The organism is Roseateles aquatilis, assembly GCF_002205645.1.
Taxonomy (GTDB): domain Bacteria; phylum Pseudomonadota; class Gammaproteobacteria; order Burkholderiales; family Burkholderiaceae_C; genus Roseateles; species Roseateles aquatilis.
On record NZ_NIOF01000005.1, the window covers coordinates 132,007 to 145,280 of the forward strand.

The window sequence follows — 13,274 nt, forward strand, 5'->3', positions numbered from 1 at the left end:
GCCTCACGCGTAACGCGTCGCCCGCCCCTCGCGGACGAAGCCCGCGAGCGCCAGCCCGCACGCGGTCGCCGTGCGGATGGCCAGATGCGTCGGCGCCGACACGGCCGCCAGCAAGGGCATGCCGGCGAGCGCCGCCTTCTGGACCATCTCGAAGCTCGCCCGGCTGGTCACCGCCGCGAAACCCTGCGACGTGTCGATGCCGGCCTTGGCCAGCGCGCCGATCAGCTTGTCCAGCGCGTTGTGCCGGCCGACGTCCTCCCGGACCATGATCACCTCGCCGTCGGGCCGGCACCAGGCCGCGGCATGAATGCCGCCGGTGCGTTGCTGCAAGGGCTGCGCGGCGGCCAGCTCGCGCATCGCGCGGGACAGCGCCGGCACCAGCGCCTGCGGCGCGGAGAGCGCCGCCGGCAGCGGCGGCACCGGCCTCGACGGCGGGCGGAAAACCTGATCCAGATTGTCCGTGCCGCACAAGCCGCAGCCCGTGCGTCCGGCCATGCTGCGGCGACGCTCCTTCAGCAGCGCCTCGCAGCGCGCGGTGACGCGCAGCTGCAGCGCGACGCCGTTGGGCCGCGCCCTCACCTCGACGTCCAGCAGATCCTCCGCCGAAGCCAGCAGGCCCTCGGTCAACGAAAAGCCCAGCGCGAAGTCCTCCAGGTCCAGCGGCGTCGCCAGCATCACCGCGTGCGACAGGCCGTTGTACTCGAGGGCGATCGGCACTTCCTCGGCAACCCATTCCTCCTCGGCCGCGCGCGCGGCGCCGAGCCGCTGGGGCCGCACCGCGACGAGCGCGGCGGGCAGCGGTCCATCGGCCTCGGCGTCGGCATCGTGGACGCCCTGGGCGCCGGAGCGCGGCAATTCACACGCCGTCATTCGGAATCCTCCGGATCGCCGCGACCGGCCGGCGTGATGTGGGCGATCCAGCGACCGTCCTCGTCGACATGCAGCCGCGCCCAGCCGGGTCCGGCTTCCGCGCCAACGCGCGCATCGCTCATCAGCGTGTAGAGCCTCAACAGCACGCTGACGCGCAACCCCGTGCGCTTGGCCAGCCGCGGCAGCGAGACGCCGTTGCCGGCGTCCAGCTCCGCGAGCGTTTCCAGGGCCAGCCGTGCCTGCGCCGCCGCCTGATCGTCCAGTGGCGCGTCGTCCTGGGCCGTGCCGTCGTGGACCGCTTCGCCATGCCCCCCGTCACCCCGCGCCGCCTCGTCAGGCGCCACGCGGCGCGGCCCCGCGGCGTCCGGACGCATCTCGTCCGACGGAGCCTCGCCCGGATGGGCGGCGACGGGGTCGCGGGCGCTGTCCATGGGGGCTCCTGACCGCGAGCTCGTGTCGGGTCCGATCAGGCGTCCGCGCCTGCGATCGACCGCGTCTGCTCCTGCGGCAGCGCCTCGTCCTGCGGACGCAGCGTCAGCACCACCGGGATGGACTTGGACGTCGGCGTACCGGCGCCGATGGACACGCTGCTCAGCGGCACCAGCGCGTTCGTCTCCGGGAAGTAGCTGGCCAGGCAGCCGCGCGGGATGTCGTACTCGATCAGCACGAACTTCTCGGCGCGGCGCGTGTCGCCGTCGCTGTAGACGCTGGTGATGTCGACCCACTGGCCGGCCTTCATGCCGATGGCCTTCAGGTCCTCGCGGTGGATGAACACCACGCGGCGATGGCCCCAGACGCCGCGGTAGCGGTCGTCCATGCCGTAGATCGTCGTGTTGTACTGGTCGTGCGAGCGCACCGTCGCCAGGTTGAAGACGACGGTCTTGTGCTCGCGGGCACGCGCCTGCGCCAGGTGGAACGGCGTGTCCGTCGGCAGCGCATGGGCGATGAAGTTGGCCTTGCCGGTGGGCGTGTTCCAGACCCGCTCCGACGCGGTGTTGCGCAGGCGAAAGCCACCGGGCGTCTTGATCTTCTCGTTGAAGCCCTTGAAGTCGTCGAAGACCTCTTCGATCTTGTCGCGGATGCGCGCGTAGTCCTCCACCAGCCACAACCAGGGCGTCTTGCTGCGGCCCTTGAGCGTGGCGGCGGCCAGGCGGGCGACGATGGCGGGCTCCGACAGCAGGTGCTCCGAGGCCGGCGCGTTCATGCCGCTGGAGAGGTGGACCATGCTCATCGAGTCTTCCACCGTCACGCCCTGCGGGCCGGTGGCCTGCATGTCGATCTCGGTGCGCCCCAGGCAGGGCAGCACCAGCGCTTCCTTGCCGTGGATGGTGTGGCTGCGGTTGAACTTGGTGGTGACGTGCACCGTCAGGTCGGTGGAGCGCAGCGCCTTCCAGGTCGCCACGGTGTCCGGCGTCGCCGAGGCGAAGTTGCCCCCCAACGCGAAGAAGATCTTGCCCTTGCCGTCCAGCATCGCCTGGATGGACTCGACCGTGCCGTAGCCGTTCTCGCGCGGCGGCTCGAAGCCGAAGACCTGGCCCAGGCGATCCAGCAGCGTCTTGGGCGGCTTCTCGTAGATGCCCATCGTGCGGTCGCCCTGCACGTTGGAATGGCCGCGCACCGGGCAGGCGCCCGCTCCTTCGCGGCCCAGGTTGCCGCGCAGCATCAGCAGCGCGGCGATGTGCTGGATGGTCGCCACCGAATGCTGGTGCTGGGTGATGCCCATGCCCCAGCAGATGATCACGCGCCCGGCCTGGGCGTAGAGGTCGCCGGCGGCGCACAGCTGCTCCTGCGACAGGCCGGACTCGGCCTCCAGCGCCTCCCAGGATTCGGCGCGGATGCTGGCCTCGAATTCATCGATCCCATGCGTGTGCTCGGCGATGAAGGCCAGATCGAGCACCCGCTCGCCGCCCGCGGCGACGGCCGCGTCGTCGAGCTCGAAGACGCGCTTGCACAAGGCCTTCATGACGGCCATGTCGCCGCCGATGCGCAGCTGGAAGTAGTTGGTCGAGATGGGCGTGCTGCCCAGCGTCGCCATCTCCATCTTGTCCTGCGGATCGGCAAAGCGCTCCAGGCCGCGCTCGCGCAGCGGGTTGAAGCTGACGATCTTGCAGCCGCGCTTGGACGCCTCGCGCAACTCGCCCAGCATGCGCGGGTGATTCGTGCCCGGGTTCTGGCCGAAGATGAAGATCGCGTCCGCCTGCTCGAAGTCGTGCAGCGTCACCGTGCCCTTGCCGATGCCGATGGTCGGTTTCAGGCCCTGGCCGCTGGGCTCGTGGCACATGTTGGAGCAGTCGGGGAAGTTGTTGGTGCCGAACTCCCGCACGAACAGCTGGTAAAGGAACGCGGCCTCGTTGCTGGCGCGTCCCGAGGTATAGAACATCGCCTCGTTGGGGTCCTTCAGCGCGTTCAGCCGCGCGGCGATCAGCTCGAAGGCGTCGTCCCAGGCGATCGGGGTGTAGCGGTCGGTGGCGCGGTCGTAGACCAGCGGCTCGGTGATGCGGCCCAGGTTCTCGAGGTCGAAGTCGGACCACTCCGCCAGCTCGCTGACGGTGTGTCCGCCCAGCACCTGCGCGGTGGCGCGATGCGAGGTGGCCTCGGCGGCGATGGCCTTGGCGCCGTTCTCGCAGAACTCGAAGGTGGAGCGGTGATCCCGGTCCGGCCAGGCGCAGCCGGGGCAATCGAAGCCGTCGGGCTGGTTGGCCGACAGCAGCGTCCGGGCGCCCTTCATGGCGACGCCCTGCTGCTGCAGGTGCTTGGCGACGCTCTTCAGCGCGCCCCAGCCGCCGGCCGGGCCCTTGTAGAAATGGATCTTCTGTTCGCTCATCTGTACCCCCGGTATGAACGGGCCACCAGCCCATCCACCCCCCTCCTCGGGAATGGCGGGCCGGCTCGAGACGGTCCGTCACGCGGTCCGCCCCTCGCTGGGAAGGAGCGGCAGGCCGCGGCCTGCCGCTCGTCAGAAAGAAGGAGAGACGGGCCGAGGCCGGTCTCTCGCCCGGACGCAGCGTCGGACACCGTCCGCCGCTCGTCAAGGAGCAATGGCAGACCGCAGCCTGCCATCGCGTTTCACAGTATCGGCGCTGCCGTGCGGCGCCGCACGGCCAGGGTCAAGAGAAGAACTTCGCCGCGCTCACCAGCGTGCGATAGATGCCCCAGGCCAGCGGGATGCCGACGGCCAGCCAGGCCAGGAACACCAGCGCGACGGGCGTCGCCTTGCCGGCGCCGGGGCCGCTGCCGACCTCGGCCGCGGCGGCGCGCTCGTGGGCCAGCTTCTTCTCGGCGGCCAGTTCGGCGTCGCTCATGAAGTGCTTCGCGGCGATCGGGCGGATGGCCAGGTTGGCGATCAGGCCGATGACCAGCATGCCCACCAGGATGTACATCGTCTGGTTGTAGACCTGCTCGCGCGGGATGCCCAGGCCGAGCTGGTAGTCGCGCATGTAGTTCACGACGATGGGGCCCAGGATGCCGGCGGTGGCCCACGCGGTCAGCAGGCGGCCGTGGATCGCGCCCACCATCTGCGTGCCGAAGAGGTCGCCCAGGTAGGCGGGCACGGTGGCGAAGCCGCCGCCGTACATCGACAGGATGATGCAGACCGCGCCCACGAAGGCCAGCTTGTGGCCCGCGGCGGCGCTGCTGGGCAGGCTGGCGTACAGCAGGCCGCCCAGCACGAAGAACACCGTGTACGTCGCCTTGCGGCCCAGTTTGTCGGACAGCGAGGCCCAGACGAAGCGGCCACCGATGTTGAACAGGCTCAGCAACGCGGTGAAGCCGCCCGCGATCGCGGCGATCGCGGCCAGCTGGGTCTTGTCCAGGTCGGCGAACCTGGCTTCCACGCCGATCAGCGAGCCGCCGAAGATCTCCTGCAGCATCGGGCTGGCCATGCCGATCACGCCGATGCCGGCGGACACGTTCATGCACAACACGATCCACACCAGCCAGAACTGCGGGATGCCCCAGACCTTCTTCACGTGCACATGGCGCTGCGTGATCATGGTGTTCTTGACCTGCGCCGCGGGCGGCGTCCAGCCCTCGGGCTTCCAGCCGGTGGGCGGCACGCGGTAGCCCAGCGCGCCGGCGACCATGAACACGAAGTACACCAGCGCCATCGCGACGAAGGTGTGCATCACGCCCGCGTCGGTCGGCGTGCCGAAGCGCTTCATCAGCTCGACCGCCAGCGGGGAGCCGATCATCGCGCCGCCGCCGAAGCCCATGATGGCCATGCCGGTGGCCATGCCGCGGCGGTCCGGGAACCACTTGATCAGCGTCGACACGGGCGAGATGTAGCCCAGGCCCAGGCCGATGCCGCCGATCACGCCGGAGCCCAGGATCATCAGCCAGAACTGGTGGGTGTGGATGCCCACGGCCGACAGCAGCATGCCGCCGCACCAGCACACGGCCGACACCAGGCCGGCCTTGCGGGGGCCGGCGCGTTCGAGCCAACCGCCCCAGATCGCGGCGGAGCAGCCCAGGAACACGAAGAACAGCGTGTACATCCAGCCGAGCGTCGCGACGCTCCAATCGCATTCCGTGGTGAACAGCTGGGCGAAGAAGCCCACGTCCTTGCCGCACGCGGCGCCGGTGCCGGCGGTCTGCAGCATCTTGGACAGCGGCAGCCAGAACACCGAGAAGCCGTAGGCCATCCCGATGCACAAGTGAATGGCCAGCGCGCTCGGCGGCACCAGCCAGCGGTTGAAACCGGGCGCCGCGATCGTGCGCTCCTTGTCCAGCCAGCTCGACCCGCCGGAGACGGCGGTCGAATCGGTCAGCACAGTAGACATGGGTTCTCCTGAAAAGATGGATGGGCCGCACGCGGCACTCTTATGCATCGACCGGGGTCGGAACCCTCCTTCCGCCTTCCGGTCGGCTGCGATCTTTGCGGCTCGTCACGCCGGCCGATAGGGGTGCAACCCCGCCCGGTCCGGGCACCGTCCAGCCGACCGTGAGGACTTGCTCACCGGTTACGGCTGGAAATGCTTAGTGACGGCTGCTCGCAGCGGGCGCGATGTTGACGCAAGTCATTGACATTCACTGACAACCCTGCGTCGCGGGCGGACATCTATCGCACGGATCCGACAGCCGGCGTCATGCGGCGGTGCGGGCGGTTCACGCACCATCGGGCGGCATTCGGGCGACGGACGCCCTCGCCGCATCGCTGTCTTGATGGCGTGAGCTCGGTTCTTCAGAGGGAGCAGCGGGGATGGCGGCGCCTGGTCGCTCGCTCTTGGGCGAAGCGCCGCGGATTGTTGCGACGCACACAACGATGCATTCCAGCAGCCGATGTTTATGCGCCTCGGGTGAATGCCTATTGTTCGGCGACCGCCAACTTGGCGCGACCGATCGACCGCATCTCCGAGGGCGTCCATCAGCGCCCTCTTCGCCGGACCGCCCTTCGGGGTCGTCCGGCTTTTTCTTGCCCGCCGTCGTATCGCGTGATCGATGCCTTGGCCGTGTTCATCGGCATTCGCGGGCGCCGGAGGCCATGAGGATCGGAGCCCGGATGTCGCGCGACGGGCGACGGGCGCGCCCTTTGCCCATCGACGCGAGTCGTTTGTATCAGCCTGAAACCTACCGCTTGTCCTACACGACCTTGCGACATCTGCTCACGCACATCGGCCGTCCGAGCGTCCAAAGTTGCTCCTAACCGATCTCCACCGATCGGCCCTTCAAGCCCTAAGGAGAGACAGATGAACCCGACCAAATCCCTCATCACCGGTGCCGTTGCCCTGACCGCCTTCGCCAGCGTGCTGGGCCTGGCCTACGCGCAAGTCGAGAACACGCCCGATGCAACGCAGACGCAATCGGCCCAGCAGCAATACCCGTCCACGCAGACGGATCCGATGCAGCAGCCCGCCGACCCGACCATGACCCCGGCCGATCAGGCATCGAGCGCCGCCCAGTCGCAGACCCAGTCCGAAGCACAGTCGCAGCAAGTTCAGCCGCAGTCCAGTGACCAGTGGCAGACGCAGCAGCCGGCCGCGCAGCAAGACCCGCTGCCGACCGAGCCGACCAGCGCCGGCACCCCGGCCCCGCGCGCCGACCGCAACTAAGCGGTGAGCGTCAGCCGCCAAGCCCCGCCATCGCCTGAAAGTCCATCATGTTGCGCGCCTCCTCGGGGTATCACCTCGGCGATCCACCGCCGCCGAAACCGGCGCTGCACTGGATGCCCGAGCACCTCCGGGAGCGCGCCGGATGGGCCGCCCAAGGGCTGGCGCTGGGCCTGGCCGGCGCGCTGCTGGCCTGGCCGGCGGCGACCTTCCTGATGAAGCAGTTGCGGCCGGCGCCAGCGCCGGTCATGGCCCATCACTCCTTCCAACCGGTCAAGCCGGTCGCCCAAGCCCCCGCGCCAGTGCCGCGGACCGGGACGGCCGACTTCGGCAAGACCAAGGCTTCCAAGCAGGCCCGCCAACTCGCCCAGTGGGTGATGGCGGGCTGGGATCACGGCGGGCGACCGTTCGCGATCCTCGACAAGCGCCTGGCCCAGGTGCTGGTGTTCCGGCCCGACGGCAAGCTGATCGCGTCGACGCCGGTGCTGCTCGGCTACGCGGCCGGCGACGACAGCGTCGCGGGCATCGGCCTGCGTCCGATCGCCGAGGTCCGCCCGTCCGAGCGCACCACGCCCGCCGGCCGCTTCGTGGCTCAACCCGGCAAGAACGCGTTGCATGAGGACGTGCTGTGGGTCGACTACGACGCCGCCGTTTCCATGCATCGCGTGCGCGTCACCAACCCGGCCGAGCGCCGGCTGGAACGCCTCGCCTCGCCGACGCCCAAGGACAACCGGATCAGTTTCGGCTGCATCAACATGCCGGTGAAGTTCTTCGAGAACACGCTGTGGCCCAACTTCGGCCAGCGCGGCGGCATCGTCTACGTGCTGCCGGAGAAGAAGTCCATGGAGCAGGTTTTCGGTGAGCAGATGAAACACGCCAAGGCCGGTCCGACGACTTGATCGCCCGGGTCCTGTGACGAGTGGCTCCCCGCGGGAGGCGGCGGCTATGCTGGCCGCTTCCCACTTCCGCGAAGCCGTTCCGCCATGACGACTGCCCTGCTCATCATCGACGTCCAGCGCGCGCTCTGCGTTGGCGAGTACGCCTGCCACGACATCGACGCCGTGATCGGCCAGATCAACGGCCTGATCACGCAGGCGCGCGAGACCGGCGCGCCGATCGTCTTCGTCCAGCACGAGGAAGAGCACTGGGAGCCGATGCGCCGCGGCGGCGAAGCCTGGCAGCTCGACGACCGCCTCCACGCGCGACCTGACGACCGCCGCGTGTTCAAGGCTTCGCCCGACTCGTTCCACCGGACCGATCTGGACGCGGCGTTGAAGTCCGTCGGCGCCGACCACCTGGTGATCTGCGGCCTGCAGAGCGACTTCTGCGTCGACACGACCACGCGCCGCGCGCTCAGCGCCGGCTACGCGGTGACGCTGGTCGAGGACGCGCATTCGACGCTCGCCAGCGGCGACCTCACCGCGCGGCAGATCATCGACCACCACACGCTGATCCTGCGTAACCTCAGCGGCTTCGGGCCGGCGATGGCGGCGAAGAAGGCGTCGGAGATCCGATTGGGGGGTTGAGCAGCGAGCCAGCGCGCATTTCACCGCCTGCCCAATTGCAGCGGACAATCGCGCATGACCCGCACCGATCCCTCCGCCGCCCAGGCGTCATCGCCGTCGTCGCCGGCGAGCCCTTCTTCTTCCTTCGACAGCCTGCCGCTGCCGCCCCCGATGCTGGCCAATCTGGCCCAGCTCGGCTATGTGTCGATGACCCCCATCCAGGCCGCCAGCCTGCCGCTGGCGCTGGCCGGCCGGGACCTGATCGCGCAGGCCAAGACCGGCAGCGGCAAGACCGCAGCGTTCACGCTGCCGTTGCTGGCCAACCTGAATCCGCGCCGCTTCGCGGTGCAGGCGCTGGTGCTGTGTCCGACGCGCGAGCTCGCCGATCAGGTGACGCAGGAGATCCGTCGGCTGGCCCGCGCCGAGGACAACATCAAGACGCTGACGCTGTGCGGCGGCGTCCCGATCCGCACGCAGCTGGCGAGCCTGGCCCACGGCGCGCACATCGTCGTCGGCACGCCCGGCCGCATCCTGGACCACCTGCAGCGCGAGACGCTGTCGCTGGAGGCGCTGAACACCCTGGTGCTCGATGAGGCCGATCGCATGCTCGACATGGGTTTCGCCGAAGACATCGCGCAGGTGATCAAGGCCTGCCCGAAGACACGTCAGACGCTGCTGTTCTCGGCCACGTATCCTGAAGGCGTGGCGGCACTGGCCGGGCGCTTCATGCGCGATCCGAAGGAGGTCACGCTCACCGAGCGTCATGCCGCCAGCAAGATCCGCCAGCGCTTCTACGAAGTGACCGAGAGCGAGCGGCTGCATGCCGTCGGCCTGCTGCTGAATCACTTCCGCCCCGCCAGCACGCTGGCGTTCTGCAATACCAAGCAGCAATGCCGCGACCTCGTAGCCGTGCTGCAGGCGCAGGGCATCGTCGCGCTGGAGCTGCATGGCGACCTCGATCAACGCGATCGGGACCAGGTGCTGGTGCAATTCGCCAACCGCAGCTGCAGTGTGCTGGTGGCGACCGACGTGGCCGCGCGCGGGCTGGACATCGCGCAACTGGAGGCCGTGATCAACGTCGACATCACGCCCGATGCCGAAGTCCACACCCATCGCGTCGGCCGCACCGGCCGCGCCGACGGCGACGGCTGGGCCTTCAGCCTCGCCAGCATGGACGAAATGGGCCGCGTGGGCCGCATCGACGTGATGCAGGGCAGCACCAGCGTCTGGCATCCGCTCGCCGAGCTCACCGCCACCGCCGGCGCTGAGCCGCTACATCCGCCGATGGCGACGCTGCAGATCCTCGGCGGTCGCAAGGAAAAGATCCGCCCGGGCGACGTGCTGGGGGCCTTGACCAAGGACCTCGGCTTCGACGGCGCCCAGATCGGCAAGATCAACGTCAATGAGTTCTCGACCTACGTCGCCGTCGAGCGCGGCATCGCCGACCAGGCGCTGCGCGGCTTGAACGCGGGCAAGGTGAAGGGCAAGTCGGTGAAGGTGCGCCTGCTGTGAATGCGTTCGTTTCCCTCGGACTGTCGCCCAGCCTCTCGCGCGCCGTCGAAGAACTGGGCTACGACCTACCCACGCCCATCCAGGCCGCCGCCATCCCGGCCGCCCTGGCGGGTCGAGACCTGCTGGGTTCCGCAGCGACCGGCTCCGGCAAGACGGCGGCGTTCGTCATCCCCGTGCTGCAGCGGATCGAATCCCGCCCCCGCCCCGCGTTGCGACGGACCCAGGCGCTCATCCTGGTGCCCACGCGCGAGCTCGCGATGCAGGTCGGCGAGACGATGCGCCAGCTCGGCCAGTTCTTCGCCGAGCCGGTGAAGCTGTCGGTCCTCTACGGCGGCGTGTCGATCAATCCGCAGATGATGGCCTTGCGCGGCGGAGCCGAAGTCGTCATCGCAACGCCGGGCCGCCTGCTGGACGTGGTCGCCCAAAACGCGCTGAAGCTGTCCGACGTCGGTTGCCTGGTGCTGGACGAGGCCGACCGCCTGCTGGACGGCGGCTTCGCCGACGAGCTGTCGCGCGTGCTGGCGTTGCTGCCCGCGCGCCGGCAGAACCTCCTGTTCTCGGCGACCTTCCCGGACACCGTGCAGGCCCTGACGGATCGACTGCTGCGCGACCCGGTGCGCGTCGAGATCGCGCAGGAACCCGTCGGCGAAGGACAGATCGAAGAGCACGCGGTCGAGGTCGACCCCGCGCGGCGGACACCGCTGCTGCGCCACATGATCGAGCAGGGCGACTGGACGCGCGTCCTGGTTTTCGTCGCGACGCGATATGCCTGCGACCACGTCGCCGACAAGCTGCGCAAGGGCGGCCTGGCGGCCGCGGCCTTCCATGGCGACGCGAGCCAGGGCGCGCGCACCCGCATGCTGGCGGACTTCAAGGCGGGCAGGCTGCAAGTGCTGGTCGCCACCGACCTGGGCGCGCGTGGCATCGACATCGCGCACCTGCCGGTGGTCGTGAACTACGACTTGCCGCGCTCGGCCGTGGACTACGTGCACCGCATCGGACGCACGGCGCGGGCCGGCGCGACGGGCCTGGCGGTGAGCTTCATCGGCGCCGCCGCGGAGGCTCATTTCCGCCTGATCGAAAAGCGCCAGGGCCGTCGCGTGCCGCGCGAACGCATCGCGGGCTACGAGCCGACCGAGACGGCGCCGCCCGAGGCGGCCACGGGCGGGATCAAGGGCAGAAGGCCCAGCAAGAAGGACAAGCTGCGCGCGGCAGCCACATCACATCCGGAGCAAGCATGAGCACAGCGCATTTCTATCCGATCGGCACCCCTGGCGTGCCGTGGGGAACGACGGAACGGACAGCCTGGCGCGACAGGCAGGTGCGTTCCAGGAGCTACCTGAGCGACGTCGTCGAAGTGGTCGAGGCCCTGTCGGATCGCCTCGAGATCGTCCGGTACGGACAACTGAGCGACGGCGACGACACCTATCCCTTGCTGGCGCTGAAGAGTCCGTCGTGGAACCCGGCGCTACCGGTGGCGCTGGTCACGGGCGGCGTGCACGGCTACGAGACCAGTGGGGTCCTGGGCGCCCTGCGCTTCGCCGAGGCCCACGCCGCGGCGTACGCGGGCCGCGTGAACGTGATGGTGGTGCCCTGCGTCAGCCCGTGGGCGTATGAACGGGCGTGCCGCTGGAATTACCACGCGATCGACCCCAACCGGAACTTCGGCGCGCATCGCGAGGCCAAGGAATCGGTGGCGCTGATCGAGCTGCTGGCGCCCTTCTCCGGCCAGTTCCTGCTGCACATCGACCTTCACGAAACGACGGACACCGACGCCAGCGAGTTCGGCCCCGCCCGGTCCTCCCGGGACGGCAAGCCGCACCAGCCCGAGGTGATTCCCGACGGGTTCTACCTGGTCGGCAACAGCGAGACCTCGAGGCTCGACTTCCAGGAGGCCGTGGTGAAGGCCGTCGCGCAGGTGACCCACATCGCCCCCGGCGACGCCAACGGAAGGATCATCGGCTTCCCGGTGATCGCGCCCGGCGTGATCGAGTTTCCGGTTCGGGAGGCGGGGCTGTGCGCGGGCGTCACCGGCGCGAAGTTCTCGACGACGACCGAGGTGTATCCCGACAGCCCCCGCACCAATCCGACGGAATGCGTGGACGCTCAAGTGAAGGCGGTCCGCGCGGCGCTGGACTTCGCCCTCGACCACGCGGGTTGAAGCGCCGCGCCTGTCGCATTTGCCGCATCGCCGGACCTGCGGTCCCGGACAAGCGACGGCTGCCTCTTCCCTCAAACCGGTAGTAGAGTGCCGTCGATCGCCGCGGGCCGACGGGCCATCGACAAGACAGGCGCGATCAGATCGTCCGGATCCTGGTCGCGCCTGCTCGAGCCGCGGCGATGGCCGAATGACATCGAACGTTTAACAAGGAACTCTCAACATGCCAAAAGGCGAACAGCGCAACGACAAGGCGAACAAGAAACCGAAGAAGGACAGCAGCACCCCGAAGGAATCTTCTTCCGTCTCCACCCGGCCTGTCGCTCCGACGACGGCCGTGATGCCCAAGGGCAAGCTGAAGAACAAGCCGGCCTGACGTGCCGCTTGCAAAGCCATCGGCCGCCGCTCGGCGCCATGGCTTGACCGCCCGAGTCGGCGAGGCGAGCGGCGCTCGGCCCTCGACTTCGCCCCTCGGGTGGCCGGTTTCCGCTCAGGGCCGGTGCGGCAGGAAGGTGCCGATCAGCGCCATGAGGATGAACAGGCTCCCCACCACGATGGCGATCCAGTTCAGCACGCTGAAGCGGTCGTTGCGGGCGTTGCCCGGAGAGACGGTGGCATTGACCGCGTTCATCGCGATCTGCGCCGGCAGCAGGAACAGCGGCGCGATCATGGCGAGCCACCACCCCGGCGTGGGCGCCTTCCACATCAGCGAGGCAACGATCCAACCGATCGCCAGACCGCCGGCATTGAGACTCGCACCGGCGGCGCCCTCCGAATCGCGCACGCGCTTGAACAGTCCCCAGACGAAGAAGAACGAGAACACCGCGCGCGCCACCGGGATGATGGAAGAGCGCTCGCGGAGCCGCACCAGGTTCCACTGCTTGTAGAACCAGTAGACGGTATAGAACTGCAGCGTGACGGTGCACATCACCAGCAGCTTGACCGGCGAGACCGAGAACCACATCGGCCGGGCCTGCGCCTGATCCAGTGCGACGGGCGCCACATGGGCCTGCGGCGGCGCGAAGCGTGTGGTGATGTCGGACGCGGCATCGACCGGCGCGGTCGGGTTCAACGGGGCGTGCTGGGACATGAGGTTTCCTCCCTGGAACGGATGGCGCTTCTGGCAACCCGGCCTCGAATCTGGACCTGTTGAGTCGCCGGCGCAGGGCGGCATGATGCCCGCCC

General features: G+C 69.1%; 12 protein-coding genes. 7 read left to right on the top strand and 5 right to left on the bottom strand.

What is annotated here, in order from left to right:
- Positions 1–3: 3 nt before the first annotated feature.
- From fdhD to CDN99_RS13205, 4 genes are all read right to left on the bottom strand, one after another.
- Entirely contained in the window at positions 4–870 is an 867-nt protein-coding gene (gene fdhD / locus CDN99_RS13190) for a formate dehydrogenase accessory sulfurtransferase FdhD (RefSeq protein ID WP_088385336.1), read from the bottom strand.
- Positions 867–1,301, bottom strand: a complete 435-nt coding sequence (locus tag CDN99_RS29290; protein WP_238139509.1) for a hypothetical protein — start codon at positions 1,299–1,301, stop codon at positions 867–869. The genes fdhD and CDN99_RS29290 overlap by 4 nt, the downstream gene beginning before the upstream one ends.
- Positions 1,302–1,336: 35 nt before the next feature.
- Positions 1,337–3,694, bottom strand: coding sequence for an FdhF/YdeP family oxidoreductase (locus tag CDN99_RS13200; protein ID WP_088385337.1), 2,358 nt, complete (start codon positions 3,692–3,694; stop codon positions 1,337–1,339).
- A gap of 283 nt (positions 3,695–3,977) precedes the next feature.
- On the bottom strand, positions 3,978–5,648 hold the full coding sequence (locus CDN99_RS13205; protein WP_088385338.1) for an OFA family MFS transporter: 1,671 nt from the start codon (positions 5,646–5,648) through the stop codon (positions 3,978–3,980).
- Between the two features lie 906 nt (positions 5,649–6,554).
- On the opposite strand from CDN99_RS13205, the gene CDN99_RS13210 reads away from it, so the two are divergent.
- From CDN99_RS13210 to CDN99_RS28920, 7 genes are all read left to right on the top strand, one after another.
- Positions 6,555–6,917 carry a hypothetical protein gene (locus CDN99_RS13210; protein WP_088385339.1) on the top strand — a complete coding sequence of 121 codons (363 nt, stop codon included), beginning with the start codon at positions 6,555–6,557 and terminating at the stop codon, positions 6,915–6,917.
- A 47-nt stretch (positions 6,918–6,964) separates the two neighbouring features.
- Entirely contained in the window at positions 6,965–7,813 is an 849-nt protein-coding gene (locus CDN99_RS28990) for a hypothetical protein (RefSeq protein WP_193531713.1), read from the top strand.
- Positions 7,814–7,897: 84 nt separating this feature from the next.
- Complete coding sequence (locus CDN99_RS13220) at positions 7,898–8,440, top strand: cysteine hydrolase family protein (RefSeq protein ID WP_088385340.1); 543 nt, start codon at positions 7,898–7,900, stop codon at positions 8,438–8,440.
- A 150-nt stretch (positions 8,441–8,590) separates the two neighbouring features.
- Positions 8,591–9,931, top strand: a complete 1,341-nt coding sequence (gene dbpA, locus CDN99_RS13225) for an ATP-dependent RNA helicase DbpA (RefSeq protein ID WP_238139524.1) — start codon at positions 8,591–8,593, stop codon at positions 9,929–9,931.
- Positions 9,928–11,172 carry a DEAD/DEAH box helicase gene (locus CDN99_RS13230; RefSeq protein ID WP_088385342.1) on the top strand — a complete coding sequence of 415 codons (1,245 nt, stop codon included), beginning with the start codon at positions 9,928–9,930 and terminating at the stop codon, positions 11,170–11,172. Before dbpA ends, CDN99_RS13230 begins: the two co-directional genes overlap by 4 nt.
- On the top strand, positions 11,169–12,092 hold the full coding sequence (locus CDN99_RS13235) for a M14 family metallopeptidase (protein ID WP_088385343.1): 924 nt from the start codon (positions 11,169–11,171) through the stop codon (positions 12,090–12,092). The genes CDN99_RS13230 and CDN99_RS13235 overlap by 4 nt, the downstream gene beginning before the upstream one ends.
- A 220-nt stretch (positions 12,093–12,312) precedes the next feature.
- Positions 12,313–12,465, top strand: a complete 153-nt coding sequence (locus CDN99_RS28920) for a hypothetical protein (protein WP_169727045.1) — start codon at positions 12,313–12,315, stop codon at positions 12,463–12,465.
- A 114-nt stretch (positions 12,466–12,579) separates the two neighbouring features.
- On the opposite strand, the gene CDN99_RS13240 is transcribed toward CDN99_RS28920, so the two are convergent.
- Positions 12,580–13,179, bottom strand: a complete 600-nt coding sequence (locus CDN99_RS13240) for a hypothetical protein (protein ID WP_088385344.1) — start codon at positions 13,177–13,179, stop codon at positions 12,580–12,582.
- Positions 13,180–13,274: the final 95 nt, after the last annotated feature.